The organism is Bradyrhizobium sp. UNPF46 (assembly GCF_006658625.1).
Lineage (GTDB): Bacteria > Pseudomonadota > Alphaproteobacteria > Rhizobiales > Xanthobacteraceae > Bradyrhizobium > Bradyrhizobium nitroreducens.
In genome coordinates, this window is record NZ_LFJB01000049.1 from 1 (window position 1) to 22,792 (window position 22,792).

A 22,792-nucleotide genomic window follows, 5' to 3' on the forward strand; every position below is an offset into this window, starting at 1 on the left:
AAGTGGACACCGGTTCGCGTGAAGAAAACGCGTCAAAACAAGAATCTAGAGCTTCGGTTCTGATTCAATCAGAACCGAAAATGCTCGAGCGCGAGCCTCATGCCCCCTTCAAGACGGGTGAGATTGGCTTCTGGCTGCCTTCCAGCCCGGGGCGGATACGTGTCTTCGCTTGGCGGCGCGACCGGTCAGGGACGGTTCGGTAAGGCCTCAATGCGTCCAGGGCTCGCCGCGGCGGAACGAGAAATTGTCGGCATAGGCGACCGGGCGGCGGATCGAATCCTGGGGCTCTATGACCTGGTAGGCGATGCCCTTGCGCTCGCAATAGGCGACCGCCTCCTCCTTGCTGTGGAAGCGCAGCGTGATCTGCTGCTTCATGTCCCCCGACGAGGTCCAGCCCATCAGCGGCTCGACCGAACGCGGCTGCTCCGGCTCGTAGTCCAGCTGCCATTCCTTCGTCTTGGACCGGCCGGATTGCATCGCGTTCTTTGCGGGCTTGAAAATGCGTGCGGTCATGGGGGCCGGGCCTCGTTTTTCGTCTTTTCGTTCGATTTCGATGCGTCAGGGTGGCAGTTGGTGCAAACCTCGGGGATAGTATAGAGACACCGGTTGGGAACTGATTGGTGATTCCGGCCCCCGTAGCCTCTGCGACGGTATAGTCATTATGCTGCACGGTGACAATTGCGTACCCGCCTTCTGCGCCGGGATCCCGCCCGGTGGCACGGCCTCCCCGACCTCAGTGTGTCCGCCCCTTCCGAGAGCTCCCCTCGCATGGCCTTCCTGAACATCAACGCCACGCTCCCCGAAAAAGGCCGTGACCTCCGGCTCGATTTGTTTCGCGGCGTCGCGAACTGGGCGATCTTCCTCGACCACATCCCCGACAACGTCGTGAACTGGATCACGACGCGCAATTACGGCTTTTCCGACGCCGCCGATTTGTTCGTCTTCATCTCCGGCTACACCGCCTCGTTCGTCTATGCGCGCATGATGCTGGACCGCGGCTTCATCGTCGGCGCCACCCGGCTGACCAAGCGGGTCTGGCAGCTCTACGTCGCCCACATCATCCTTTTCGTGATCTACATCGCCTCGATCAGCTATCTGGCGCTGCGCTTCGGCGATAGCGAGATGATCAACGAGTTCAACGTCGCGGGCCTCGTCGACAACGCCACCGAGACGCTGCGCCAGGGCTTGTTCCTGCGCTTCAAGCCGCTCAATCTCGACGTGCTGCCGCTCTACATCGTGCTGATGGGCCTGTTTCCGCCGGTGCTGTGGTTCATGCTGCGCAAGCCCGATCTGACCATGGTGCTGGCGATCGTGCTGTGGCTGGCGGCGCGTCACTTCGGCTGGAATCTGAACGCCTATCCGGCCGGCCAGTGGTACTTCAACCCGTATTGCTGGCAGGTGCTGTTCGTGTTCGGCGCCTGGTGCGCGATGGGCGGGGCGCGGCGATCGATGACGCTGATCAACGCGCCGATCACGCTCTATCTCTGTCTCGGCTATCTCCTGTTCGCGCTGGTCATGACCATGGCCGGCCGCTTCCCCGCCTTCGGCGGCATGTTCCCGGAGTGGCTGTTCTCGGCCTTCAACCCGAACGACAAGACCAACCTTGCGCCCTATCGCTTCATCCACTTCGTCGTGATCGTGATCCTGGTGATCCGCTTCGTGCCGAAGGAATGGCCGGGGCTCGAATGGAAGGTGTTCGATCCCCTGATCGTCTGCGGCCAGCAATCGCTCGCCGTGTTCTGCGTCGGCGTGTTCCTGTCCTTCGTCGGCCATTTCGAGCTGTCGATGAGCTCGGGGTCGCTGTTCGCGCAGATCTTCGTCAGCATCGCCGGCATCGCGATCATGACGACGGTGGCCTATTACATCTCGTGGTCGAAGAAGCAGGACAAGCCGCTGAAGCCCCCGCCGCCCAAGCCTGCGGCCAGTGCGGCGAAGGCTGCCTGAGCCGGGAAAGACCGACATTCGGAGCGCGCCGGGCAATCGCCTTGGCGGCTCGGGCGATAATCGATTGACTTGCGTCAACCAGGCGTGGCGCAGGCCGGCCTAATGTGTCGTCACGACACGCGCCGCCTCACAGATGTCGGCGGCCTCCCCTCGGACAAGGCCCAAGCACATGCCCTCTCATTTTCACGCCGTAGTATGGATCGACCATTCGCAGGCCAAAATCTTCCATCTCGGCCTGAGCGGCTCCGACGAAGTCACGTTGCATCCGCAACTGGCAACGCGTCACCTTCATCACAAGGCCAACGTGGTCGGCAGCGGCCATGCCGCCCCCGACAAGGCGTTCTACACCGAGGTGAGCAAAGCCCTCGCCGATGCCGGTGAGATCCTCATCATCGGTCCGGCGAGCGCGAAGACGGAGCTGGCCAGCCACCTTCGTGCGCACGCCCCCGACATCGCCAAGCGGATTGCCGCGGTGGAGGCGGCCGATCATCCTTCCGACGCCGAAATCATCGCCTACGCGAAACGTCACTTCAAACTGCCGCTGCCGCGCGTGCAGGCACCGGGGTAGGCCGCGGCGTCGGCAAAGACCCAGGCGCGATGATGGGGCACGCCCCGATCATCGCGCTTCAAGCCGCTTCCTCGCCGTCGAACTCGGTGAACTTCTTGTAGATCCAGTCGCGGCCGTCGTGGCGGCGCCAGACCTTGCCGTACACGAGCCGACCGTTGATCGAGCGGCGCGGCACGATCACGGTCCAGAGGTGCCAGACCTCGCTCCAGGTCGATTGCGGACCGGCGGTTCGGAGATTGCGATCGATGGACATGGCGTAGAACTCACTGACGCAGAACTCACTTGCGCAGAACTCAATTGGCGCGGAGGCCGCGATGAATTGCGATCTCGTGCGAGCACGGATTGCAGGCCCCGTCGGGAGCCGGGATCAATCTGATACCGATCGCCGGAGCGGCCGCAACGACCGCTCGTCCTTAACCTAACCGGTCAACCTTACTTCCCGTGGCCAACGTCCGCGGAGCGGTTGAAAGCCGGTGCCGATCCATTCTAGAGTGTAGGCACGATTTGAGAGCGGCCGCGCCAGCTTGGGGGCGGGATTATTGATTGAGCTGACGCCTAATTTTGCGATTGAATTTTCGAGAAGACTCGTCGGGGCGACTACAATGAATTTGGAATGTGCACGTCTGCGCCTGGCGCTGCGATCGACGCCGCCTGCGCCGGTCGCAAGGACGCCGGCGCAAGAGCGGCCGAAAGCCGCGAACGACAACCATTTGGTCTGGCCGTTCGTCCCGTTTCCGGCGGGCTGGCACGCGTCGGCCTGATTGGCCGGATCTTTCCCGAAATGACGCCGGAAAAGCGCAACGCCGCGCAAGCGGAATATCATCGCTTGGCGGCGTCCGTTTAGACATTGGGCGCTGAAATCCCCAACACACATATGTCTACGGCGACAGCCAAAGGTTCGATGACGCTTCGGTCATTCTGACCGGCTTCGCTCAGACCCCGGCGCTGGACGCTGCCTGGCCATTGGCTTGAAGCACGCCTTGCGCGTCGTAGGTCTGTCCCGCCTGACCGCCCTGGTTGCCTTGCGCGCTCGCCGAGGTCTGCACCTCGGTGGTGCCGTCGGAATAGGTAATCGTCGTGGTGGTGACACCGTCGATGGTGATGGAGACCTCGCTGACGATGGTCTTGGCCGCGCCGCTGCCGCCCGATCCGGCGCTGCCACCCGCCGATTGCGAGGACGACGTCTCCGATGTCGCCGACGCCGCTGACGTCGATGAAGCTGCCGACGTCGGGGATGCCGACGTCGTGGCGGCCGACGGGGACGCCGTCGCGGTCGCACTGGCTGAAGCAATCGGACTGATCGACATGAAGACCTCGCCTGAAGGAAATATCGGGCGCAGCGCCGGTTGTGCGCCCTCTCCTTCAACGCGGCAGGCGGGCCAAGCAGGCGCAGGAATCTGCGCCCTCGCCCGGAATACCGGACAGGTCGAAATCACGAGGAGAATGAAAGGGATTCATCGCCGGGACTGGTCGGGGCAGCTGGATTCGAACCAACGACCTGCAGTACCCAAAACTGCCGCGCTACCAGGCTGCGCTATACCCCGAATGTCCGGCGAGCCCCGTCGATACACGCTTCCAAAGGCGCCAGCAAGGCTGGCAACGCCTCCGGAAGGCGCCCCTATTTGCTGCCGAACAGCGGGTGGCCGACGCGGTCGCCGGGGCGGATGCCGTATTTCTGTGCCGTTCCCGCCACCACCTCCAGCACGGCCCGGGCGGGCCCCCGGGACGAGATGATCTTGGTCGACATCGGCTCGGTGTTCTCGGCGATGCGCAGGATGCGACCATTGGCGCCGATGAAGATCATGTCGAGCGAGACGTAGGTGTTCTTCATCCACATCGACACCTCCTGCTCGGGGCTGAAGTCGAACAGCATGCCTTTGCCGTCCGCGAGCTCCTTGCGGTACATCAGGCCGGTCTGCTTCTCCTCCTCGGTCGTCGCCATTTCGACCGAGAACACTTGCACGCCGTTCTTGGTGACGATCTCCAGCGGCTGGAAGCTGGCGCCGCGGGCCGGCATGCCGCCGACGGCAAGACCGGCGATGACGAGGACGGCGGCAAGCCAACCCTTCAGAGCGGACCAGACAGCCTTTCGATCAGGATTCATGGCGGAACACTCGAGGCGTGGGACAGGAACCAGTCCTTACGCGGCGATCGCCGGAAAAGCCATAGGCGCGCCGGCCTGCCGACGCGCCTCTGCTCACGATTGCGGGAATTGGTAACTCGAGCGTCGTCGGGACGCGCGGCGTCTCTTCGCACTTAGTGCGACTGCAATCCCGGCGATCCGGTCTCGGGATGGATCTCGGCCGCCATCATGCCCTTGGAGCCGGGCCCGAAGCGGACCAGGACATACTGGCCGGGCCTGAGCTCGGTCATGCCGAAGCGGCGCAGCGTCTCCATGTGCACGAAAATGTCGGGCGTCCCCTCGCCACAGGTCAGGAAGCCGAAGCCGCGCAGCCGGTTGAACCATTTGACCTGGGCTCGTTCCAGCCCGCTGGTCGGGGTGACCGTGACATGGGTGCGCGGCGGCAGCATCTGCGCCGGATGGATCGCGGTCGACTCGTCCATCGAGACCACGCGGAACGCCTGGTATCCCTTGGCGCGCTGGATGCACTCGACGACGATGCGGGCGCCTTCATAGGCGGTCTGGAAGCCATCGCGCCTAAGCACGGTAACGTGCAGGAGCACGTCCGGCCAGCCGTTGTCGGGCACGATGAAGCCGTAGCCTTTGGAGGCGTCGAACCACTTGATGACGCCGTGGACTTCGACGAGATTGGCGCTTGCCTCGCCGAGCCCGCTGAAAGGACTGAGTCCGCTCTCGCGACCGGCACCGCCGTGTTCGCCCGGCGTGATCCGCCCGGACGATACCCCCTGCCCGGGAACCCCGAGCTTTTTGGACTCAAATCCGTCCGACGACCCCATAACCCCGGACCCCACACTGCCATGCAACCCGCCACATCGGCGGCGCTCGAATCACGCGTCTTAAGAGAATGTTCTCAATTGGACGCGACGCGAATCTTTCGACTCAAAAGATAACACTCCCGGTTGCGAGGCATAGACAAAAAAGAGATTCGCCGGAACCTATGAACAGCTTGCACAGCCGCGAATCAAATTGATGCCTCAATTGCCGACAAAGGGGCCGAGCGCTTCGCCGATGTCGTGATGGATGACAAGGTCGGCGATGTCGTCCTGTTCGGTCGGCTCGCGATTGATGATCACCAGACGCGCGCCCGCGTCCTTCGCCATCATCGGAAAGCCCGCCGCCGGCCAGACCACGAGCGAGGAACCGATCGCGATGAAGAGGTCGCAGGCCCGCGACAGCGCGGTCGCACGCTGCATTTCCTCGTCAGGCATCATCTGTCCAAAGGAGACCGTGGCGGTCTTCACCGGCTCGTCGCAGGCCGTGCAGTTGGGCGCGGCGCCCTCTTCGTCGAAGCGACGCTTCACCCAATCGAGCGGATAGACCTGCCCACAACCGATGCAGCGCGCATAAGTGGTATTGCCGTGAAGTTCAATCACGTGCTCGCCGGCGAAGCCGGAGGCCTGGTGCAGATTGTCGATGTTCTGGGTGATGACGGCGGGAACCTTGCCGGCACGATAGAGCGAGGCCAGCGCGCGATGGCCGCGACCGGGCTTTGCCGCCGCAAACACCTCCTCCATCGCAAAGCGGCGACGCCAGGATTCGTCGCGCGCCTCCTGGTGCGCGACGAATTCGCCGAACTCGATCGGACGGTTGCGTGTCCAAATTCCGCCGGGCGAGCGGAAGTCGGGAATACCGCATTCGGTCGAGATGCCGGCGCCGGTGAACGGCACGATGACCTTGGCCTCGGCGATCATCTCACCGAGCCGTTCGACCCCGCTCTGCAGATCCGATGCAATCAATTTGCGGTCTCCCGATTCGTTTTGCCTGACAGCAACATGCGCAAGCGGCAAGATTGTTGACGCTGTTATCAAGCGCTAACGCGTTGCGCTCGGCAATTTTTTCCGACCTTCGCATATCACAATCCTGCAATGCCTCCTCCCCATTGACGCCCCATTCAGGAGCACCAATGGATGTGCGAATGCGACTCAAGATGATGCGGCGGCAGTGCTTGAGGTAGTTAAGTAAACCCGAGGGGATGGCCATGACAGAAGACGAAGAACGCAAAGCCCGTGAGCGCGACGAGATCGCCGCCCGTGTCGCCGCCTTCCGTGCCACGCAGGAGAAATTCAAGCGCGAGCGCGAAGAGTATTTCGTGTCGACGCTCGAGAACGCCCGCAAGGTCGAACGGCCCTCGCTTTGGCCGTAAGACACCTCTGATCAACGCGCATGAAAAAAGCCCGGAGCATCGCTCCGGGCTTTTCGCTTGCTGGTCGTCACCAATGGCGCCAGTGGTGATGGTGCCGGTAGTACGGTCCGCCGCCGTAATAGGCGTAGGGGCCGGGCCCGTAATAGTAGCCGGGGCCGTCATAATAGCCGTAGCCGGGACCGTAGCCATAAGGATGCGATGCTGCGACCGCGCCCGCGGTGATCGCGCCGGCGGCGAGGCCGAATGCGAGACCCGGACCGATGCCGCGTCCGCGTGCCTCGGCAGGCGCAGGGGCCGCAACCGCGGTCACGCCGACGGCTGCGACGGTGGCCAGAACTGCCAGTGTCTTCTTCATGCTCTCCTCCTTCGCGTCTCCTGGAGATAACGACGAGCACCTGCGATGGTTGCGCGCATGGTGCGGAACCGGCCCCTGGAAAAAAGTTCGCGGCCTGCGGAACGAAGTCGCTCCGCGCAGATTGACTTTCCAAGTGCGGGAGCCTCCGCCATCCGGGTTGAGGCAACAGCACGAAGACCCCGTCAGCATCTCCGCGATGCTGGCGGGGTTTTCAGTTTCACGGGAACGCGTGGCAGCAGAAACCGACGGCTGCCAGCGGGGCGGAATATCGAGGAGGAGGAAGCCTTGCCCTTATCCGCTTTGCTGGCCCGTATCCGCAGGATGGTTCCCAGATCCGACGATCGGCATTACGACGAGATCGTCCGCAGCTTCGGGGTCGGCACCCTGCACCCGCCGCCGACGCCGATGAGCGACCGCGAGCTGGCGCGGGCCATCGCCGAGTTCCTGAGAGAGCAGCCGTCGAGCGAATCCGTTGCGACCCTCGGGCGTCGGCTCGACCCGTCCTCTCCGGTTTGAGCTTCTTTGCGGGAGCAAGGAACCCCGGATTGCGCGCGGACGTTGAATTCTTCTTCGCGCAGATCGGAAGAGGCCGACATGCCCGCGTGGCTCGAAGTCTTGCCGAACCTGTCCGGCTATGCCGGCTTCGTGGCGCTCGCCTCGCGCGGGACCGCGAGCCCTCAGACGCCGGCTGACGATCACGTCTGCGGCGAGCGCTGAGCGGCGTGCAGCGCGCTAATTGGCGTGCGGCGCCTGGCTCGCCGTCCGCACCAGCCGGTCGGCCTTGACCGCAATGCGCGTGTCCTCGATCTGCGGTCGCAGCGAAAAGCTGATCACCACGAAAGCGAGACAGAACAGCGTGCCGACGATGGCGACGCGGCGATAGGTGTGCCGGTCGCCCTGGTAGAAGGACGGCTCTGAAAAAGGTGTCATGACAAAATGGCTTCTTGGCAAAGTCGCTTCTTGCTTGTCTTTGCCAGACACCTACCGCAAGCCGCGGCAAGCGCAACGCGATTGGGCTTTTAACCTAACCGAATAGGGTTATCGGCTTCCGCGCAAACAATCGTTAGGTGTTTTGCGGCGCCTATCGATCGCGACGATCCGCCTTCATATTGCACGATGCCGAGTTGCACGACGCCGAGGCTGCGGCGGTCCGCGGCCCGCCGACCGGCTTTGTTCCAGTTTCGACACCATTCGTTCTCGCAGAACGAATCGGACTTCAGGAAACCGGTGCGGAGCAGTTCTTAACAAAACATGCGGAGCACGCAGCGATCCCATCACGTTGCATCAGGAGACCTGGCCTTGGAAGAATTGGCCTTGGAAGAATTGGCCTTGGAAGATTTGGCATTGGAAGATCTGGCGTCGGAAGATTTGGCATCCGGAGACGTCGACGCGGGCGCCGGCACTTGCGGCACCGACGGCTTGCCTCTGCGCAAGCGCGGATGCCGGTCGTACCAAAACACTTTCGCGATCTCGGCGAGAAACCAGCACGCATCCATGTCGCTCTCCTCGCCTCACCCCTTAACGAAGAGACGTGGACGAGACTGGCGAAGCCTCACGCTGGCTCGTTCTGACGCACGGCGCCACTTCGTCGCCGACAGGCGCGACTTGTTCTGCATCCGACTCCATTTCGTTCTCGAAGAACGAATCGGAGTCGAAAAAATCGGCGCTGGGCGATTCCTAACGATCGATGAAGGCGCGCGACGCAACGTCTTCAGCGGTCGTCGGCACAATCTTCGGCGACAGGAATTTCGACACGACCGCAAACGCGATGACGATCTCGCGGCAGGGTTCGCATCGAAAGCTGTTGGCGGAGATCGCCGTCATCGGCTGGGCGCATCGCGGGCATGTCATGCAGGCCGAACGCTGACGACACGTGTTCGTTCCTGCACGTTCGCTCCTCAGTGATCGGTGGCGAATGGCTACGGCCGACCAACGACACGGGCCAGAGCTGGCCTCGGATGGATCATGTCGTGCCTCCCCGCGCCCCCCTTTAACGCCGCTCAAGCGCTGCTCAAGAAGGAGACCGCGCGTGCCGGGGACGTCGTCGGCATTCGCTGGCGCAGATCAGGCCGCCCGCTTCGCTTTGCCCTCTTTCGCGAAGCACTCCAGGATCTGAATGCGAAGCTCCTCTGCGGCCGGGCCCTCGAGCTTTCTCAGCTCGTTCCAGAGCCTGATCACTTCGCGCTGTTTCTCGACGGTCATGAGTAGCCTCCAAGGGAACATAAGAAAGGGATTACCAGAGCAACTCATTAGAACAAAATGAGAACAAAAAGTCCAGCCCTTTGCGCGATTTCCTCCGGAGATGTCGCCTTGAACCTTTTCGGCGCGTCGCGGACCCATGCAAGCTGGGGATTTCAGCGCCCAGTCACAGGGCAGCGCCGCGGTGGACGAACATATTCCGTCATCGCGGCGCTGTTGCCTTTTGGATTTTCAACCTTAAGTTAGAGCCAGATTTCTTGTTAGAGATGGCTGACGGCCAGGCGCTGAAATCCCAACGCCGTCAGCCAGAAGAGCCCCGTGCGAAAGCGCGGGGTTTTTCTTTTGAGGCGTGGTCGGCTGAATGGCGCGGCGGGCCGTGGCTTCGGGAACGAACTTTCCCTCTTTGGCAGTGGCCGAATGAAGCGCGGCTTCCCGTCCCGCGATGCCGCGTCAGCTGGGCGAAACTACGCGCGTCGCGCCTCTCGCTCGAGGCACCGATGATCTGCGAATTCTGCGAGACCGACATCCCGATCGGGCTTTCGGTCTGCCCGGCCTGCGGAAAACCACGGAGCGCGCCCGGACAGGCCGACCGGCGCTCTCTGTGGTTCATCCTGATCGTCGTGGTGATGTTCGGAATCGCCGTCGCCGGGCACCACCTGTTCTTCAGCCGTTGATCGTTGCGCCGTCTCGCGAAAAAGCCGCGGCAGCGACGTCGTCTGCGCCTCAGACGGCGTCCTTGGCAACCTTCAGCGGGGAGGCCTTCACCGACTTGCTCGCGGGCTTGGCCGCAAACTGCATCGGCTCCTTGGTGAAAGGATTGACGCCCATGCGGGCCTCGGTCGCCGGCTTGTTGACGACCGACATCTTCACGAAGCCGGGAATGACGAACTCACCGGACTCGTTGAGCTCCTTGTAGCCGACGGTGGCCATGTATTCGATCACCGACTTCACGTCGTTCTTCGAAAGCTGCGTGCCCTCGGCAATCGCATCAATCAATTGGGTCTTCGTCATCTTCGCCATGTCTGAATTCCTTTGAAGGGTGCGCGCGAACAACTCTGCCGTGACGCGGCCGGACCGCGGAGGCGCGCTTCTGATTCATGCCAGAGGTCATGAAGTGACCGGGCTTAGAGCCTATCGAGGCTCAAAACGCAAGCAGGGGTTCTCCCGGGGTTCCCGACTTCCTGTGCAAGATGCCGCAGGGACACGCAATTTCCTTTTGAACCATTTTGCCGCTGACGCGTCTTACTCATGAAGTCCCTAAGCTTCACCCCACCAGAGAGCCCCGCTTCCCCCAGGCGGGGTTTTCGCTTTCGGGGCATGGCAGAACGCCCCGGCGGCCTGTAATGGTCTGAAGGTTTCTCGCGGGGGGCTCATGAAGGTCGCTATCGTCATTGCAGGCTTGATCGTCGTTGCTGTCGCAGCCATCGTCGCGCTCCAGCCGAGCTTCCTGAAGCCTGCCTCCCTCGCCCTCGTGAAGAAGTCCGACATCTTCGGCTTCTCGCCCGGGATGACATTCGACGAGACCAGCAAGCTCGTCAGTCAACGCCATTATCTCTGCCGCCAGGGCCGCGGTTCGGACACCCTCGAATGTGACATCAACGGCGCCAAGGTCACTGTCGACAGCGACGGGACTGACGCCAGACGCCCGATCTGGCGCGTCAATGCAACGGTGAAGAATGCGGGGTCGCAGGAGAGTGCCGTGAAATCGATCTCCGAGCAGTTCAACGCGCAAGCCATCAAGGACCGAGAGGGCTGGATGTGGATCGTCGGACGCGGGCTCAAGCTGAGCTATGACGGCCTCGCCCTGGACCTCGTCGACGAGGCCGCCGAGGCCCGGCTTCGCAAGACGGAAGCCAAACGCTAGCATGTGACGTCACCTCGTCGTGAAACTTGTGGCTCCGCCCGTCTTGTTGACACTTCAGTAACCCAACGCCGCCAAGCTCCAACCAGTCTCGTTGCGTTGGAGTACCCCCACAGTGCTGGATTTTGACGAGCTGCGTGAACTCGCGGCCGATGTTCGTGTTTTTGTCGAGCTCGCCGAAGACAAGGCCGAAGCGCTCAGAGCCATCATCGCCGCCTATGACGTGGTGCTGGCGATCTTCCCCACCGACGAAGGCATGGGCCTCCATGTCATCAAGGGCAAACAGATCCTGGACACGATTGCAAATTCGAGGACGCATGCGGTCTACAGCCATACGGCGGTCGCGGTCCCCGACCTGCAGCATGCCCAGGCGCTCAAGATCCTGACGGCTCCGGTCGAACAGCGGATTGCGGCGTAACTGCAGGCGGCCAAGGTTCGGCCTTGGCTGTCTCCGTGGGCTGCCGAGCGCCTTGTCAGCGGAGCCGGTTGACGATCTGGAGCGGGATCCACGATCCGGCCACCATCAAGATCGCAATCACGGCGACCACGACGTATTTCAGCGGCTGCTGCGACGAGGCGAGCGAGCCTTCGAGGTGGAGATACGTCAGGATCGCCTCCATCCCCATTCCGACCAGAGCAATCGTTGTCAGGCCGCCAAAGATTGACGCAAAGACATTGACGATCCATCCGAACGCCCCGCGCCCGTTCGACCACGCCTCGTCAACCGCAACCGCCAGCGTCACGACGACGAAGACCAGCATGAAGCTCATCGAGCCGCCGACGCTCGACGTCGGGCCGAAGACCTCAAGCAGCAGCATGGCCGCCACGGCAAGCAGCGTGATCGTCTTCACGGCGCTTTCCTCATCCGTGGCCCAGCAGCAACACCGCAGAGCCGATCACGATGCAGCCAAGGCCGAAGATGGCCGTCGCGATCTCGACGACGTTTTCCAGACCGAAGAACCTGACCACGGCGCTCCATGCGGCCGACAGCAGAATTTCCACGATCGCGCTGAGCAGGGCTTGAAGCATGAGAATTGGTCGTGCCGGCGGAGTTGGGGTTCAACCGCGTCGTTGCAGATCACGGAGTCTGGTTACTCCGTCGGCCCCTCAGCACGATCGCATGACGCACTTCTCTCGTCGGGAGCGGCCGATATCGACGTGTCGGTGCCGTGACCGGCATCATGATTGGCTGAAGCAACGCGCGGCGTCCGCTCAAACAATCCCCTCGGCCTTGCGGCTGTCACCAATCGAGACCGGCTTGTTCAAAAAGTACTCACGGTTACCGGTCGCGGCTTCCGCGTACTGGTCGATCGCCACGATGATGGCCTGGACGTGGGCATAGCACCACCCTTCCCGCGTCGCCCTGCGGCGAACGTCCTCGAGCGCGGTCAGGAAGGGCGAGAGCTCTTTCTCGTCGTCGAACCACCGTCTGCTCACCATGTCCTCCCGCCGAGCACCCTGCCCTTGGCCGCACGCGGCTGCGCCGCCTTCAGCGCGTCGCGCTGCGCGCAAAGACTCTCGACCTTGGCCCCCATCCGCGACAGCAGTGCCTCGGCCGACGCGGTCCCGATACCGGCCCGCTGCAGCTGGAGGATTTCCTTCCTCTGCCTGCCCATCTGGATGCGCATCCGTTCGATCTCCCGCCTGAGATAGTCCAGGTCCGGCATGTTCCGCCTCGCGAATTTTAGATTGGGGGCACGAGAACAAAAACAGAACGAGAAGTCGAGTCCGACATTGTACGGAGACGGAAAGGAGATCTGCGATGGCCTACAACAGTCAGAAGGACCCGAAGGACTGGGTTTCCGGGGACGATCCGATGACCGGAGCCCAGGAATCCTATCTCAAGACCCTCGCCGAGCAGGCGCACGAGAACCCGCCCGAGGACGAACTGACCAAGGCCGAGGCCTCGGAACTGATCGACAAGATGCGGCAAAAGGCCGGGCTGGACGAGTGACCCGTTCAATTGCGGGAGCACGGCGTCGTGTGTATGCAAACGAAATTGGGAATCGAGAATGCCTTATTTCGTTTGCGCCCGCGACGGTGCCGGGCAGATCGTCTTGAAGCGAGAGACCAGGGAAGCGGCCGAGAAGAAAGCCGCCGAGCTTCGCGACATGGGCTGTTTCGAAGTCGAGATCGTTGCGAAGAGTGGTGAGAAGGCGGCCTGAGAAACCGCCGCATAGGCGAGCGATTTCGCCTGCGGCCATCCTTCGAGATGCCCGCCGCTGGCGGGCCCTCAGGACGAGGACCGGGTGCGCAGCACCAGTTTCAACGGACACAATTGCTGCTTGGCCTCACCCTGAGGAGACCGCTGAAAGCGGTCGTCTCGAAGGGCGAGGCGTGCGCTCGGCTCGCGCAAAGCCGAAGGCGATCGTTTTGCTTAGGAACGAGTCCCGCCGCTGGACTGCACCTCCCGAATAACACAAGATTGTTTCAGTGCAGCGGCTCGGCCGGCGGCTGGCGTGAGTTAAGTGCACCACAATAAAATTCAGAAGGCGGCAGGGAGGAACGATGCGGCGAAAAGGAAACGTGGCGCTTGATGATGCGATGGCTGGCCTGGGTCTGGTCGCGGCCATCATGGTCATGGCGATCGCGCCGGCGAGCGCCGACGATTCAGCCAACATACCGCCCGCGCTCAAATGCGCTGACCTGACCGGCTGGAAGATGCCGGGATCGACGGCAACGGTCATCAAGGCCGAAATGGTGCCGGAGGCGCCGGCGGGGACCGTGCAGCCGGCGCCGCCGGCACCGGCCACCGTCTCTGTGGCGCTGCCACCGAACTGCCGCGCGGATGGCGTGATCGATCAGCGCGTCGGCGTCGAGGGCAAGTCCTACGCGATCGGCTTTGCCGTTGCCCTGCCCGATCGCTGGAACGGTCGGTTCTTGTTTCAGGGCGGCGGCGGTTTGAACGGCTCGATCCGGCCGCCGCTGGGTTACCAGGCGGCCGGCGAGGTGCCGGCGCTGGCGCGCGGCTTTGCCGTTGTTACGACCGATAGCGGTCATCAGGGCGCGGTGTTCGATGCCTCGTTCCTGAAGGACCAGGAAGCCGCGCTCAACTTCGCCAATGCATCCGTCGGCAAGGTAACGATGGCCGCCAAGGCGATCGTCGCGCACTACTATGGCCAGCCGGCAAAGCGTTCCTATTTCACGGGGTGCTCGACCGGGGGCCGCGAAGGCATGCTGGCGTCAGCGCGCTATCCCGAACAATTCGACGGCATTGTCGCCGGCGCGCCTGCGATGCGCACCGGCAATTCCAACATCGGTCTCGCCTGGGCCAACGCGGCCTTCAGCCAGATCGCGCCGAAAGATCCGTCCGGCAAGCCGGAGCCCGCCAAGACGTTTTCCGCAGACGAGCGCAAGCTGATCACGAAGGCGATCCTCGATGCCTGCGACGCCAAGGACGGCGTCAAGGATGGCCTGATCTTCGACGGCAAGGCCTGTCAATTCGATCCCGCGGTCCTCACCTGCAACGGCGACAAGACCGATTCCTGCCTGGCGCCGCCGCAGGTCGACGCCTTGAAGAAAGCTTTTGCCGGACCGAAGAATTCACGCGGCACGCAGGTCTACCCGCCGTTCCCGTGGGACAGCGGCGTAGCCGCCGAAGGCGTTGCCATTCCCGGCATCCTGACAACAGGCGCGCGCAGTCCGGTCGGACCGCCGGTTTGGGAAAGCATCAACGTCGATCAGCTCGAAGACCGGGTCAACGCGAGCGGGATGGATCGCCTCACCAACACCGCCTACTGGACCAACCTGTCGAGCTACTTCGGCCATGGCGGCAAGCTGCTGTTTTACCACGGCGTGAGCGATCCCTGGTTCTCGGCGAACGACACCGTGAATTACTACGAGCGCATGGCGGCGGATTCCGGCGGCATGGAATTGGTGCGGGAGAAATCGAGCCGGGCCTTCCTCGTCCCCGGCATGGGCCACTGCTCGAGCGGCGCAACGCTCGACCGTTTCGATCTCCTCAGCGCCGTCGTGAACTGGGTGGAAGACGGCAAGGCCCCCGATGCGGTGGTCGCGACGGGACCGGCCTTTCCCGGTCGCAGCCGGCCGCTGTGCGCCTATCCGCAACATGCGCAGTACAAGGGCCAAGGCGATCCGGAGAGCGCGGCGAGCTTTGAGTGCAAGTAGGGGCGATGGGCGATCACGGTGGGATTACGGCGGCAGTGCATCAAACTCGTTCGCCATAATCGTTCTACGGCCGCCCGATGGGCGCCATTTTCGTGCACCATCACCGTAACTCCGCATCGGTTGCTGCCCAGCCGACCGTTGCGGCTGGCTCTATGTCGATCAAAGCCCAAACCGAACTCACCTGTAGTGTTCAAGCGAAATCTGCGGAAATCGCGAGCAGGCACGAACCGCTTACGCAAAGCGCCGAGCGAAGGGCCTCGGCAAGAAAGGCTGAGCCTTAAGAGAATTGGCCGTGACAGCGACAAGTGCGATCAACCCCGTGCCGCAGCCCTGAGGCTTGCATTGGCCCAACCCTTGATTCTGCCTCTCATCCCTGCAACTTCTACGTCAAGAACCAGGGGGATTCGCGTTGGCTGAGCCGCTCAATATCCGTAAAATCATCGAAGAACTTATGGCCGGGCGAATGCGCGTCCCGAACTTCCAGCGGGGCTTCGTGTGGGACCCGGAGCGGGTCGCCTACCTCATGGATAGCATCTACAAGGGGTATCCCTTCGGTTCCATCCTGCTTTGGCGAACCAAGCAGGAGCTAACCCACGAACGCGATTTAGGACCCTTCGAGCTCCCTCAGAACGATCCCGAGTACCCGACAGATTACATCCTGGACGGCCAGCAGCGCATCACGTCCATTTTTGGAGTGTTCCAGACCGAGATAACCCTGCCCCAAAAACCGTTGTGGGCCAAAATCTACTACGACATGGAGGCCAGCGAGAATGCGCAAGAGTCCTCGTTTACAGCTCTTGAGGACAACGAAGTCTCAGAAAGGTATTTCCCCATCGGATACCTGTTCGACCCTGTCCTTTACCGGAAGGAAACGGCCGACTATGACGATGCCACCATTGCTCGGCTCGACAAGATACAGGCCCGGTTCAAGGAAGCCCTCATTCCGGTCCAGACCATCACAACGGAGGACAAGACCGCCGTTGCTATCGTGTTCGAACGAGTCAACCAGCGTGGCGTTGAACTCGATACCGTCCAGCTCTTAAGTGCCTGGACGTGGAGCGGCGATTTCGACCTCAACCAACGATTTGAGGATCTGGCGAATGACCTGACGCCCTTTGGCTTCAAGGATGTTGGAGGCGACAAAGACCTCCTTCTGAGATGTTGCAGCGCCGTTATGGTGCGCGACCCTTCGCCGGACTCCCTGATTTCGCTCAATGGCTCGAAGGTAAGAGAGGACTTCGACCACGTAGTAACCGGAATAAAGGGCGCAATCGACTTTCTGCGGAAGAACCTTCACGTCGAGAACCTAGATAACCTTCCTTACAACAATCTCCTCGTCCCTCTCACCGTGTTTTTTGCCGGCGAGCCGTCCAAGCAGAAGAAGGTTACAAACAACCAACGCAAAGAAATACTTCGCTGGTTTTGGCATACCTGCATTCACAGGAAATACAATAGCCAGCCCATCAAGAGCCTTCGGGAGGACGTGGTTGAGTTTGCAAAACTTGCAGAAGGCAGCCTAACAAAACTCACTCACCCCGCAAATTCCTTTACCCCACTTTTCTTTCTTACCAACACGTTTCGCTTGAATTCGGTTGTCTCAAGAACCTTTATCCTTCTGCTTGCTCAGAATGGCCCGAGGTCTTTCATTAGCGGAAACAAAATCGACCTGAGAAAGGCCCTCAAGGAATACAATCGGAATGAGTTTCATCACATACATCCCAGGAGCTTTCTGAAGACGTCGAAGAATTCGAAGCTGGACGACTCCTGCCTAGCGAATATGTGTTTCCTCTCTCGGAGCGACAATAACACGATTTCCGGGAGCGCCCCGAGCGAGTACCGAAAGAAGCTGGGCGAGGATATCGACGACATCGAAACCGCCAACTTTTTACCACCTTCGACTTGGGAAGATGATTTCGAACAGTTCGTTAGTGCCCGCGCGACCCTTCTGTTTGACTACGCCAAGGAATTACTCGACGGCGGCACGACGCCTAAGAAGAAGAAAGGCGCTTGAATATCTGATCCGCTCCGCGCGCCATTCCCTGGGTTACCGTGACAGTGCACAAAACTTTTGCCACGATTGTCCTACCGGCTTCGCGGTTTCGGCCGCACTTGTTGGACAGTGCCGAATTGAGTGCACTGTCACCGTATTTTGCTTTCATCATGTGGTGGATTGCGATTGCAACGGGAATTACGGTCACTTCGAACTCACTTTAGCTCCACCGCCTTCTTGGTCGCGAAGGCCAGCTAGATGGTCTTCAGTGCACTCAATTCCTTCGCAAATTGACGCCCTACTGATGCTGCGGCTTCGGGCTACGCTTAACGTACAGCGGCAATTAAGTGCACTGTCACCAATTGCCCTACCCACCCTACGAGCTGCTACGTAGAACGACGGAAAACCAACCCAAAGGGGGTCTTTCATGCGCTTCAAACTTGACAACTTAGCCGGCCCGCGCTCATCGAAGTCTCGTGTCAGCGTTGATGAAGAATACAAGTTCGTCTCGTCGCAAGTAAAAGAGCACAATGCTCGAATAATGGAAGCATTCAAGCTCTACATTCAGTTGATTACACTGGTAGTCGGCGGCTCAGCCTACCTGAGCATCATGCCTAACGGGCCGTCGTCCGAGCGACTTCAGCAATTCGCTGCTCTCGCAGACGCGCTTGTTGCGTTTATCACGTTAATCGCACTGTTGATGGTCGCAGAGAACCTTCGAGGGTGGTTCGGCTATCGAATGGCTCAGTCTCGATTGGCCGGGTTGGATATTAGCGGTAATCCGCATATACCCCGGCCGCGGAGATTCCGAGCGTCCGTCTTGGAAGGAACTCTAATGTTGGCGATGATAGTCGCCGCCGCGGGCTTTCATGTCTTCAATCCCCTGAGGATGACCTAGAAGGACGATCTTGTAATTTATGATTTTGCGGTGTTGGGCTGGACTGCATCCCTGCCCTGCCGTCACTGACATTATCATTACGCTATTGCGGTGACGGTGCACTGAATTAATCGTCACCTGCTCGTCCTGTAGACTTGATCCACGCTCGGAGCCAAGCGTCAATCGAGTGGCCTTGGTTCACATTCTTCGCGGTCCACTCACCGTCCCGATCCCCCTGCCCCTCCTTCCACTTTCCTGCTATCTCCTACCCCCGCCGTCCCGGCCCAAAGCAAAACCCGTCTGTCCAAAGGGAGCCCCACCCATGCGATACCTCCACACCATGCTGCGCGTGCGCAATCTCGATGTCGCGCTGAAATTCTATGTCGATGCTTTCGGGCTGAAGGAGGTGCGGCGGATCGAGAACGACAAGGGGCGATTCACGCTGGTGTTCCTGTGCTCGGCGGACGATCTCGAGGCGCTGAAGAAGCAGCCGCCGACGCGCGGCGCGCCGCTGGTCGAGCTCACCTACAACTGGGACGAGGAGAAGTACGGCGAGGACCGCTTCTTCGGCCATCTCGCCTATGAGGTCGACGACATCTACGCCACCTGCGAGAGGCTGCAGAAGGCCGGCGTCACCATCAACCGCCCGCCGCGCGACGGCAACATGGCGTTCGTCCGCTCGCCGGACCTGCACTCGATCGAGCTGTTGCAGAAGGGCGACCCGAAGCCGCCGCAGGAGCCGTGGTTGTCGATGCCCAACACCGGCCACTGGTAGGCTGCGGACGCTGGAACAAGCCCTCGTCCCCTGCGTTCACCCTCCGACAATGCGATTGGAGGAGGAAATCATGGGACGTGGAATTCTGCTGTGGCTGCTGGGCGTGCCGATCCCGGTGATCATTCTGTTGTGGCTGTTCTTCGGCCGCTGACGTCAGTTTCGATCTTGCAACGAAAGCTCCGCCGCGTGCGGAGCTTTTTGCATGAGAGGCGCGCCGCAATCGCATCGCGCGGCGCGCCGAATTCCGCTATCACCCGCGGCATGGATTTGTAGCCCGCATGGAGCGCAGCGGAATGCGGGGGCGCCGGCCCCGGATTGCGCTTCGCTCCATCCAGGCTACGACACCGGACAATGCCGCGGGAGACACCTCATGCCGGATACCAAGCTGACGATCTGGGGCCGCGCCAATTCGGTCAACGTGCAGAAGGTGCTGTGGTGCCTGACCGAACTCGGCCTCGCTTACGAGCGCATCGACGCCGGCATGAGCTACGGCAGGACGCGCGAGGCCGCGTATCTGGCGATGAACCCCAATGCGCGAATCCCGACATTGGTCGAGGACGACTTCGTGCTGTGGGAATCCAATTCGATCATGCGCTATCTCTGCCTCGCGCATGGACGCGGCACGCCGATCTATCCGGAGGCGCCGAAGAGCCGCGCCTCGGTCGACCGCTGGCTCGACTGGACGCTGTCGACGGTGCAGCCGGTCGACCGCCCGGTGTTCTGGGGCATCGTGCGCACGGCGCCCGCCGAGCGCGACATGATCCAGGTGCAGCGCGATGCCGATGCCGCCGCCGAGGTCTGGGCGATCGCCGACCGCCTGCTCTCCTCGCGCCGCTTCATGGAGGGTGATGCGTTCACGCTCGCCGACATCGCGCTCGGCTCCTATGCGCGGCGCTGGCTCGGCGTCGAAGGCATCACCCGGCCGGCGCAGCCGCATCTGACGCGCTGGCTCGCCGAGCTCGGCAAACGGCCCGGCTTTGCACAACATGTCGCACCGCCGATGTCGTGAACCGGCGCCGCGGCGTAAGCTGTGCTGAGCGCGGGATGAATCCGTGTTTCGGCGCAAGCCGGGTGCGTCACGTCGGCGCTTGACGGCTACTGTGCATGGGGTTGTTTTCGCGTTTTTTGTTTTGGCTCAGCGCCAGCCGCGCTCGACCAGAAGGACGCAGACGATCAGCACCAAGGTCACCGCCGCGGTCGCCAGCCGCGCCGTCCAGCTGAGGCCGCGGCCGACCCACCACAGCAGCGCGCAGTACATCAGGACGGGGACAATGAGGTCGAGGCGCAGCAGATCCGCCGGCATCAGCGCCTCGTGGTGGTGTCGACGCTGATCGAGCCGCCGACCTTGACGCAGGTGCCGGTGCCCTCGACCATGACGAACCGCGGGCCATAGGAGGCGCAGGAGCCGGCGCGGGCCTTGCCGGCCTCCCCCTTCAGCGGCACGGTCGTGCCCGGCTTGGGCCGCTCGGCAGGCGGCAGACGCAGGGCCTCGGCCGCGGCAGCGGATCCGGCGAGCAACGGGATCAGGATAAGAAGCGGCAGACGCATGGCGGCGTTCTAGCCCGGACGGACATCGCGCGCCATCGGGCCTTCCGCGGCCGCGATCAGATGAACTTGATGCCGGCCGATTTGCCGCGGCGCCATACCACCTGGCAGCTCCGCCCGGTGCGCGCGTCGCGTGCAAAGGCGAGCCGGATCACGCCCGGGAGCTGGCCGGCATCCTCGTCCAGCGTGATCTTGGCGCCCGAAGCTGAAATGTCCTGGACCAGGCAATGCCGCGCGGCGAAGCCGCCGTCGAGCGTGATCCAGGCGTGCTGCGACAGCAGCTTGCGGGCTGCGCGCTTTTTCGGCGGTGGCATTGGAAATCTCCCAGTCCAGCGCTACTCACGGAACCCTAAGAAACCGTTGAAATCGCCCCCAGATCATCCCGGGGGAACACTATCCACCGGCGCCAAAAGACCGCCCCGAACGGCTTGCCCGGAGGCGGAAAGGCCACTATACGTTCGCCCGCTGCAAGCCGCCGGGCCCTGTTCGGCCGGCCAGTGGCCGTGCCGGGGAACGGCGGGGCCCTGCGTTGCTCCCTTCGTCTATCGGTTAGGACGCCACCCTTTCACGGTGGAGAGAGCGGTTCGATTCCGCTAGGGAGCGCCACCCGGCCCGGGTTCCCCTCCCCGCTGCTCCCGAAAGCTGCTGCGCACCTTCGCGCAGGCAAGCCCGACGGTATAGACGTGAATCCCCTCGATGACGCAATGGTCCGGATTGAGCGCCAGGAGTCCGATCGCATTGTCGGCCTCGAGCGCCACGGCCGAGCGGACGACGATGCAGGGATAGTCCGCACCGAGAGTCGCATAGCTGTACGGTCGAAAGTTGTTCTTGAGGACGTGCGTGTAGGTGTTGTGGTCCAGCAGCCGGGCCGGAGAAGCGTTCGCATAGGCCGTGGAGAACCGCTCCCGCATCGCCTGGTCGCCCCAGAGCTGCACCGTCATGTCCCAGCCGTGATTCATGTCGTTCTCCGGCGCGCGCACGAACATGCCGGAGACATTGGCGCAGGCGGGACCCGCCGCGGCCACGGCCTTCGAAAGCCGGGCCCCGATCTCATTCGCGCGGAACGCATGCAGCGCTGCGGCATGGGCGTCGATCAGCGTCGTCGCGCTCATGGCGGCGCAAAGGCCGCCCGCAACCAAGCTCAACACGGTCGACGGAACGGCCGGGGCCAGCCGCTTGAGCTGCACCACGACCAGGACCAGCACGCCGCCGGTCAGGACCCAGGGCGCCATCATGTAATGGAGCGCGTAGTGCTTCGATGTCGCCACCAGATGCGCGGCATAGATGAGAGTGGCAGCACAGAGCGTCAGGCTGTTCGGATCCCGCCAGCTCCAGTTCTTGACGCACCAAGCCAGCGCCACGGCCGCCGCTGCGATGTACACGCCGAGCACGAGCGGCGCGGCTTTGACGATCTCGGCCATGTTCGACCAGAATATTCCGAAATCGATGAACCCCGGCTCGCCCTCGCCGTAATTTCCCTTGTGGGTGGCGATCTGCACAAGCCATCCGAACCCGCGCGTGACCGTTCCCGGATTGAAGATCAGGCTGAAGCCGACGAACCCGATCGCCCCGGTGATCACGGCAGCGACGAAGGCGCGCCTGTTTCTGAGCAGGCACACCGCGAGCAGCCCCTGCGGCAGATAGAGATATTTCGTCGAGAACCCGAGCGCGAAAATGATCCCGCACCCGACGCCGATATTCGTCGCCGGCGGATGCGCATCGAGCGTAGCCTTGATCACGATCGCCATGCCGAACAGGGCGATTGCGGCCATCAGGCTTTCCGGCGCAAGCACCGTCTGGAAGTGAAACGCATCGGGATGCACGAACGCGCCGGCCTGAAACAGCATCGCGGCGATCGCGCTCTGCGTCGTCCGACCGACGACGAGCCCTCCGGCCAGCAGCGCGCCGGTGAGCACCAGCGCCTCGCCGGTGCGCGCCGCCCGTGTGATCGCGTCGTAATGTTCGAGCCCGAACGCGACGATATCCTCGGCCCGGGCGATCACGGCCCAGCCCCTGACGATCAGCTCGACGAGCAGGGTCGTGGTCGTTCCCGGATGATCGAATTTCAGCGAGCCGTATCCCGCCGCCGCCGCCAGCCCGTTCATCGTGTACGCCGATTCCGGATCGACCTGGACGCCCCAGACGGCCTGATGGGCCGAATAGAGCAGCGTCGCCGCCAGATACAGCGACGGCACGATGAGGATCAGCAGCGTTCTGATCCTTCCGCTCACGCGGGCGTCGGGAAAACAGTAATGGTCTGAGAT

The 22,792-nt window shown here is 62.2% G+C and carries 37 protein-coding genes, 2 tRNA genes and 1 pseudogene; 20 read left to right on the plus strand and 20 right to left on the minus strand.

The window, feature by feature from the left end:
- Positions 1–203: hypothetical protein (locus UNPF46_RS38120; protein ID WP_210248343.1), on the plus strand; the 203-nt coding region annotated here is incomplete at its 5' end.
- A gap of 4 nt (positions 204–207) precedes the next feature.
- Here UNPF46_RS38120 and UNPF46_RS20420 read toward each other — a convergent pair.
- On the minus strand, positions 208–513 hold the full coding sequence (locus UNPF46_RS20420; RefSeq protein WP_014495449.1) for an ETC complex I subunit: 306 nt from the start codon (positions 511–513) through the stop codon (positions 208–210).
- A 255-nt stretch (positions 514–768) separates the two neighbouring features.
- Between UNPF46_RS20420 and UNPF46_RS20425 the strand changes: the two genes are divergently transcribed.
- Together UNPF46_RS20425 and UNPF46_RS20430 are read left to right on the plus strand one after the other, a co-directional pair.
- A complete protein-coding gene (locus tag UNPF46_RS20425; RefSeq protein WP_100176789.1) occupies positions 769–1,944 on the plus strand; it encodes an OpgC domain-containing protein in 1,176 nt (391 codons plus the stop codon).
- A gap of 169 nt (positions 1,945–2,113) precedes the next feature.
- The gene (locus tag UNPF46_RS20430; RefSeq protein WP_142251204.1) at positions 2,114–2,512 is read left to right on the plus strand and encodes a translational machinery protein; all 399 of its coding nucleotides are present in this window, start codon (positions 2,114–2,116) and stop codon (positions 2,510–2,512) included.
- A gap of 58 nt (positions 2,513–2,570) precedes the next feature.
- Here UNPF46_RS20430 and UNPF46_RS20435 read toward each other — a convergent pair whose 3' ends face one another.
- The 6 genes from UNPF46_RS20435 to UNPF46_RS20460 all read right to left on the minus strand — a co-directional run bounded on the left by UNPF46_RS20435 (position 2,571) and on the right by UNPF46_RS20460 (position 6,391).
- The gene (locus UNPF46_RS20435; protein ID WP_100176791.1) at positions 2,571–2,765 is read right to left on the minus strand and encodes a hypothetical protein; all 195 of its coding nucleotides are present in this window, start codon (positions 2,763–2,765) and stop codon (positions 2,571–2,573) included.
- Between the two features lie 679 nt (positions 2,766–3,444).
- Positions 3,445–3,819 (minus strand): hypothetical protein, encoded by a 375-nt coding sequence (locus UNPF46_RS20440; RefSeq protein WP_142251205.1) that lies wholly within the window; start codon positions 3,817–3,819, stop codon positions 3,445–3,447.
- Between the two features lie 160 nt (positions 3,820–3,979).
- Positions 3,980–4,056: transfer RNA gene (locus UNPF46_RS20445), tRNA-Pro, on the minus strand.
- Between the two features lie 74 nt (positions 4,057–4,130).
- The gene (locus tag UNPF46_RS20450) at positions 4,131–4,616 is read right to left on the minus strand and encodes a DUF192 domain-containing protein (RefSeq protein ID WP_142251206.1); all 486 of its coding nucleotides are present in this window, start codon (positions 4,614–4,616) and stop codon (positions 4,131–4,133) included.
- Positions 4,617–4,768: 152 nt separating this feature from the next.
- Positions 4,769–5,431: a cold-shock protein gene (locus UNPF46_RS20455; protein ID WP_174718891.1), complete on the minus strand. Its 663-nt coding sequence runs from the start codon at positions 5,429–5,431 to the stop codon at positions 4,769–4,771.
- Positions 5,432–5,629: 198 nt separating this feature from the next.
- Positions 5,630–6,391, minus strand: a complete 762-nt coding sequence (locus UNPF46_RS20460) for an SIR2 family NAD-dependent protein deacylase (RefSeq protein ID WP_181770029.1) — start codon at positions 6,389–6,391, stop codon at positions 5,630–5,632.
- Positions 6,392–6,633: 242 nt separating this feature from the next.
- On the opposite strand from UNPF46_RS20460, the gene UNPF46_RS37590 reads away from it, so the two are divergent.
- On the plus strand, positions 6,634–6,798 hold the full coding sequence (locus UNPF46_RS37590; protein ID WP_162832225.1) for a hypothetical protein: 165 nt from the start codon (positions 6,634–6,636) through the stop codon (positions 6,796–6,798).
- A 67-nt stretch (positions 6,799–6,865) separates the two neighbouring features.
- On the opposite strand, the gene UNPF46_RS20465 is transcribed toward UNPF46_RS37590, so the two are convergent.
- Positions 6,866–7,153 (minus strand): hypothetical protein, encoded by a 288-nt coding sequence (locus UNPF46_RS20465; protein WP_100176795.1) that lies wholly within the window; start codon positions 7,151–7,153, stop codon positions 6,866–6,868.
- Positions 7,154–7,438: 285 nt separating this feature from the next.
- Between UNPF46_RS20465 and UNPF46_RS20470 the strand changes: the two genes are divergently transcribed.
- On the plus strand, positions 7,439–7,669 hold the full coding sequence (locus UNPF46_RS20470; RefSeq protein ID WP_100176796.1) for a hypothetical protein: 231 nt from the start codon (positions 7,439–7,441) through the stop codon (positions 7,667–7,669).
- A gap of 78 nt (positions 7,670–7,747) precedes the next feature.
- On the plus strand, positions 7,748–7,870 hold the full coding sequence (locus UNPF46_RS38555; protein WP_142251207.1) for a hypothetical protein: 123 nt from the start codon (positions 7,748–7,750) through the stop codon (positions 7,868–7,870).
- Positions 7,871–7,885: 15 nt separating this feature from the next.
- On the opposite strand, the gene UNPF46_RS20480 is transcribed toward UNPF46_RS38555, so the two are convergent.
- Both UNPF46_RS20480 and UNPF46_RS20485 read right to left on the minus strand, forming a co-directional pair.
- Positions 7,886–8,083: a hypothetical protein gene (locus tag UNPF46_RS20480; protein WP_142251208.1), complete on the minus strand. Its 198-nt coding sequence runs from the start codon at positions 8,081–8,083 to the stop codon at positions 7,886–7,888.
- Positions 8,084–8,427: 344 nt separating this feature from the next.
- On the minus strand, positions 8,428–8,649 hold the full coding sequence (locus tag UNPF46_RS20485; protein ID WP_142251209.1) for a hypothetical protein: 222 nt from the start codon (positions 8,647–8,649) through the stop codon (positions 8,428–8,430).
- Between the two features lie 191 nt (positions 8,650–8,840).
- Between UNPF46_RS20485 and UNPF46_RS20490 the strand changes: the two genes are divergently transcribed.
- A complete protein-coding gene (locus UNPF46_RS20490) occupies positions 8,841–9,020 on the plus strand; it encodes a hypothetical protein (protein WP_142251210.1) in 180 nt (59 codons plus the stop codon).
- A 197-nt stretch (positions 9,021–9,217) separates the two neighbouring features.
- Here the strand turns inward: UNPF46_RS20490 and UNPF46_RS37595 are convergent, their stop codons facing one another.
- Complete coding sequence (locus UNPF46_RS37595) at positions 9,218–9,355, minus strand: hypothetical protein (RefSeq protein ID WP_174718893.1); 138 nt, start codon at positions 9,353–9,355, stop codon at positions 9,218–9,220.
- A gap of 263 nt (positions 9,356–9,618) precedes the next feature.
- On the opposite strand from UNPF46_RS37595, the gene UNPF46_RS20495 reads away from it, so the two are divergent.
- Positions 9,619–10,026, plus strand: coding sequence for a hypothetical protein (locus UNPF46_RS20495; protein WP_142251211.1), 408 nt, complete (start codon positions 9,619–9,621; stop codon positions 10,024–10,026).
- A 49-nt stretch (positions 10,027–10,075) separates the two neighbouring features.
- Here the strand turns inward: UNPF46_RS20495 and UNPF46_RS20500 are convergent, their stop codons facing one another.
- Positions 10,076–10,372, minus strand: coding sequence for an HU family DNA-binding protein (locus UNPF46_RS20500; protein WP_018323108.1), 297 nt, complete (start codon positions 10,370–10,372; stop codon positions 10,076–10,078).
- Between the two features lie 352 nt (positions 10,373–10,724).
- Between UNPF46_RS20500 and UNPF46_RS20505 the strand changes: the two genes are divergently transcribed.
- Both UNPF46_RS20505 and UNPF46_RS20510 read left to right on the plus strand, forming a co-directional pair.
- On the plus strand, positions 10,725–11,216 hold the full coding sequence (locus UNPF46_RS20505) for a hypothetical protein (RefSeq protein WP_100176800.1): 492 nt from the start codon (positions 10,725–10,727) through the stop codon (positions 11,214–11,216).
- 112 nt (positions 11,217–11,328) lie between these two features.
- On the plus strand, positions 11,329–11,631 hold the full coding sequence (locus tag UNPF46_RS20510; protein ID WP_142251212.1) for a hypothetical protein: 303 nt from the start codon (positions 11,329–11,331) through the stop codon (positions 11,629–11,631).
- A gap of 55 nt (positions 11,632–11,686) precedes the next feature.
- Here UNPF46_RS20510 and UNPF46_RS20515 read toward each other — a convergent pair whose 3' ends face one another.
- From UNPF46_RS20515 to UNPF46_RS20525, 4 genes are all read right to left on the minus strand, one after another.
- Complete coding sequence (locus tag UNPF46_RS20515; protein ID WP_142251213.1) at positions 11,687–12,064, minus strand: hypothetical protein; 378 nt, start codon at positions 12,062–12,064, stop codon at positions 11,687–11,689.
- Positions 12,065–12,074: 10 nt separating this feature from the next.
- Positions 12,075–12,242, minus strand: a complete 168-nt coding sequence (locus tag UNPF46_RS37600) for a hypothetical protein (protein ID WP_181770030.1) — start codon at positions 12,240–12,242, stop codon at positions 12,075–12,077.
- A gap of 183 nt (positions 12,243–12,425) precedes the next feature.
- Positions 12,426–12,650: a hypothetical protein gene (locus UNPF46_RS20520; RefSeq protein WP_246668700.1), complete on the minus strand. Its 225-nt coding sequence runs from the start codon at positions 12,648–12,650 to the stop codon at positions 12,426–12,428.
- Positions 12,647–12,880, minus strand: coding sequence for a hypothetical protein (locus UNPF46_RS20525; protein WP_142251215.1), 234 nt, complete (start codon positions 12,878–12,880; stop codon positions 12,647–12,649). The genes UNPF46_RS20520 and UNPF46_RS20525 overlap by 4 nt, the downstream gene beginning before the upstream one ends.
- A 95-nt stretch (positions 12,881–12,975) precedes the next feature.
- Between UNPF46_RS20525 and UNPF46_RS20530 the strand changes: the two genes are divergently transcribed.
- The 9 genes and pseudogenes from UNPF46_RS20530 (at position 12,976) to UNPF46_RS20560 (ending at position 19,992) form a co-directional block, all read left to right on the plus strand.
- Positions 12,976–13,167 (plus strand): DUF3072 domain-containing protein, encoded by a 192-nt coding sequence (locus UNPF46_RS20530; protein WP_142251216.1) that lies wholly within the window; start codon positions 12,976–12,978, stop codon positions 13,165–13,167.
- 58 nt (positions 13,168–13,225) lie between these two features.
- Positions 13,226–13,378 (plus strand): hypothetical protein, encoded by a 153-nt coding sequence (locus tag UNPF46_RS37605; RefSeq protein WP_181770031.1) that lies wholly within the window; start codon positions 13,226–13,228, stop codon positions 13,376–13,378.
- 532 nt (positions 13,379–13,910) lie between these two features.
- Positions 13,911–14,795, plus strand: a pseudogene (locus UNPF46_RS38720) (tannase/feruloyl esterase family alpha/beta hydrolase); the annotation flags it as partial.
- A gap of 87 nt (positions 14,796–14,882) precedes the next feature.
- The gene (locus tag UNPF46_RS38725; RefSeq protein WP_502705495.1) at positions 14,883–15,341 is read left to right on the plus strand and encodes a tannase/feruloyl esterase family alpha/beta hydrolase; all 459 of its coding nucleotides are present in this window, start codon (positions 14,883–14,885) and stop codon (positions 15,339–15,341) included.
- A 115-nt stretch (positions 15,342–15,456) separates the two neighbouring features.
- Entirely contained in the window at positions 15,457–15,528 is a 72-nt protein-coding gene (locus UNPF46_RS38730) for a CGNR zinc finger domain-containing protein (RefSeq protein ID WP_142251265.1), read from the plus strand.
- A gap of 222 nt (positions 15,529–15,750) precedes the next feature.
- Entirely contained in the window at positions 15,751–17,352 is a 1,602-nt protein-coding gene (locus tag UNPF46_RS20545; protein WP_210248344.1) for a GmrSD restriction endonuclease domain-containing protein, read from the plus strand.
- A 406-nt stretch (positions 17,353–17,758) separates the two neighbouring features.
- Positions 17,759–18,229 carry a hypothetical protein gene (locus UNPF46_RS20550; protein ID WP_142251218.1) on the plus strand — a complete coding sequence of 157 codons (471 nt, stop codon included), beginning with the start codon at positions 17,759–17,761 and terminating at the stop codon, positions 18,227–18,229.
- A gap of 301 nt (positions 18,230–18,530) precedes the next feature.
- Positions 18,531–18,983 carry a VOC family protein gene (locus tag UNPF46_RS20555; RefSeq protein ID WP_100176808.1) on the plus strand — a complete coding sequence of 151 codons (453 nt, stop codon included), beginning with the start codon at positions 18,531–18,533 and terminating at the stop codon, positions 18,981–18,983.
- A 370-nt stretch (positions 18,984–19,353) separates the two neighbouring features.
- The gene (locus tag UNPF46_RS20560; protein ID WP_142251219.1) at positions 19,354–19,992 is read left to right on the plus strand and encodes a glutathione S-transferase family protein; all 639 of its coding nucleotides are present in this window, start codon (positions 19,354–19,356) and stop codon (positions 19,990–19,992) included.
- 126 nt (positions 19,993–20,118) lie between these two features.
- Here UNPF46_RS20560 and UNPF46_RS20565 read toward each other — a convergent pair whose 3' ends face one another.
- Genes UNPF46_RS20565 through UNPF46_RS20575 form a run of 3 tightly spaced genes read right to left on the minus strand, consistent with a single transcriptional unit; the run spans position 20,119 to position 20,842 of the window.
- On the minus strand, positions 20,119–20,286 hold the full coding sequence (locus tag UNPF46_RS20565) for a hypothetical protein (RefSeq protein WP_097662679.1): 168 nt from the start codon (positions 20,284–20,286) through the stop codon (positions 20,119–20,121).
- The gene (locus UNPF46_RS20570; RefSeq protein ID WP_142251220.1) at positions 20,286–20,531 is read right to left on the minus strand and encodes a hypothetical protein; all 246 of its coding nucleotides are present in this window, start codon (positions 20,529–20,531) and stop codon (positions 20,286–20,288) included. Before UNPF46_RS20570 ends, UNPF46_RS20565 begins: the two co-directional genes overlap by 1 nt.
- A gap of 56 nt (positions 20,532–20,587) precedes the next feature.
- A complete protein-coding gene (locus tag UNPF46_RS20575; RefSeq protein ID WP_100176812.1) occupies positions 20,588–20,842 on the minus strand; it encodes a PilZ domain-containing protein in 255 nt (84 codons plus the stop codon).
- A gap of 217 nt (positions 20,843–21,059) precedes the next feature.
- Between UNPF46_RS20575 and UNPF46_RS20580 the strand changes: the two genes are divergently transcribed.
- Positions 21,060–21,134: transfer RNA gene (locus UNPF46_RS20580), tRNA-Glu, on the plus strand.
- Here UNPF46_RS20580 and UNPF46_RS20585 read toward each other — a convergent pair.
- Positions 21,122–22,759, minus strand: coding sequence for a hypothetical protein (locus UNPF46_RS20585; RefSeq protein WP_142251221.1), 1,638 nt, complete (start codon positions 22,757–22,759; stop codon positions 21,122–21,124). The genes UNPF46_RS20580 and UNPF46_RS20585 overlap by 13 nt on opposite strands.
- Positions 22,760–22,792 lie beyond the last annotated feature (33 nt).

Bases quoted from the DNA above. Each gene is read 5' to 3' on its own strand.
- UNPF46_RS20420 (WP_014495449.1), bottom strand. From the start codon at position 513: ATGACCGCACGCATTTTCAAGCCCGCAAAGAACGCGATGCAATCCGGC.
- UNPF46_RS20425 (WP_100176789.1), top strand. From the start codon at position 769: ATGGCCTTCCTGAACATCAACGCCACGCTCCCCGAAAAAGGCCGTGAC.
- UNPF46_RS20430 (WP_142251204.1), top strand. From the start codon at position 2,114: ATGCCCTCTCATTTTCACGCCGTAGTATGGATCGACCATTCGCAGGCC.
- UNPF46_RS20435 (WP_100176791.1), bottom strand. From the start codon at position 2,765: ATGTCCATCGATCGCAATCTCCGAACCGCCGGTCCGCAATCGACCTGG.
- UNPF46_RS20440 (WP_142251205.1), bottom strand. From the start codon at position 3,819: ATGTCGATCAGTCCGATTGCTTCAGCCAGTGCGACCGCGACGGCGTCC.
- UNPF46_RS20450 (WP_142251206.1), bottom strand. From the start codon at position 4,616: ATGAATCCTGATCGAAAGGCTGTCTGGTCCGCTCTGAAGGGTTGGCTT.
- UNPF46_RS20455 (WP_174718891.1), bottom strand. From the start codon at position 5,431: ATGGGGTCGTCGGACGGATTTGAGTCCAAAAAGCTCGGGGTTCCCGGG.
- UNPF46_RS37590 (WP_162832225.1), top strand. From the start codon at position 6,634: ATGACAGAAGACGAAGAACGCAAAGCCCGTGAGCGCGACGAGATCGCC.
- UNPF46_RS20465 (WP_100176795.1), bottom strand. From the start codon at position 7,153: ATGAAGAAGACACTGGCAGTTCTGGCCACCGTCGCAGCCGTCGGCGTG.
- UNPF46_RS38555 (WP_142251207.1), top strand. From the start codon at position 7,748: ATGCCCGCGTGGCTCGAAGTCTTGCCGAACCTGTCCGGCTATGCCGGC.
- UNPF46_RS20480 (WP_142251208.1), bottom strand. From the start codon at position 8,083: ATGACACCTTTTTCAGAGCCGTCCTTCTACCAGGGCGACCGGCACACC.
- UNPF46_RS20485 (WP_142251209.1), bottom strand. From the start codon at position 8,649: ATGGATGCGTGCTGGTTTCTCGCCGAGATCGCGAAAGTGTTTTGGTAC.
- UNPF46_RS20490 (WP_142251210.1), top strand. From the start codon at position 8,841: ATGAAGGCGCGCGACGCAACGTCTTCAGCGGTCGTCGGCACAATCTTC.
- UNPF46_RS37595 (WP_174718893.1), bottom strand. From the start codon at position 9,355: ATGACCGTCGAGAAACAGCGCGAAGTGATCAGGCTCTGGAACGAGCTG.
- UNPF46_RS20495 (WP_142251211.1), top strand. From the start codon at position 9,619: ATGGCTGACGGCCAGGCGCTGAAATCCCAACGCCGTCAGCCAGAAGAG.
- UNPF46_RS20500 (WP_018323108.1), bottom strand. From the start codon at position 10,372: ATGGCGAAGATGACGAAGACCCAATTGATTGATGCGATTGCCGAGGGC.
- UNPF46_RS20505 (WP_100176800.1), top strand. From the start codon at position 10,725: ATGAAGGTCGCTATCGTCATTGCAGGCTTGATCGTCGTTGCTGTCGCA.
- UNPF46_RS37600 (WP_181770030.1), bottom strand. From the start codon at position 12,242: ATGCTTCAAGCCCTGCTCAGCGCGATCGTGGAAATTCTGCTGTCGGCC.
- UNPF46_RS20525 (WP_142251215.1), bottom strand. From the start codon at position 12,880: ATGCCGGACCTGGACTATCTCAGGCGGGAGATCGAACGGATGCGCATC.
- UNPF46_RS20530 (WP_142251216.1), top strand. From the start codon at position 12,976: ATGGCCTACAACAGTCAGAAGGACCCGAAGGACTGGGTTTCCGGGGAC.
- UNPF46_RS37605 (WP_181770031.1), top strand. From the start codon at position 13,226: ATGCCTTATTTCGTTTGCGCCCGCGACGGTGCCGGGCAGATCGTCTTG.
- UNPF46_RS20550 (WP_142251218.1), top strand. From the start codon at position 17,759: ATGCGCTTCAAACTTGACAACTTAGCCGGCCCGCGCTCATCGAAGTCT.
- UNPF46_RS20555 (WP_100176808.1), top strand. From the start codon at position 18,531: ATGCGATACCTCCACACCATGCTGCGCGTGCGCAATCTCGATGTCGCG.
- UNPF46_RS20560 (WP_142251219.1), top strand. From the start codon at position 19,354: ATGCCGGATACCAAGCTGACGATCTGGGGCCGCGCCAATTCGGTCAAC.
- UNPF46_RS20565 (WP_097662679.1), bottom strand. From the start codon at position 20,286: ATGCCGGCGGATCTGCTGCGCCTCGACCTCATTGTCCCCGTCCTGATG.
- UNPF46_RS20570 (WP_142251220.1), bottom strand. From the start codon at position 20,531: ATGCGTCTGCCGCTTCTTATCCTGATCCCGTTGCTCGCCGGATCCGCT.
- UNPF46_RS20575 (WP_100176812.1), bottom strand. From the start codon at position 20,842: ATGCCACCGCCGAAAAAGCGCGCAGCCCGCAAGCTGCTGTCGCAGCAC.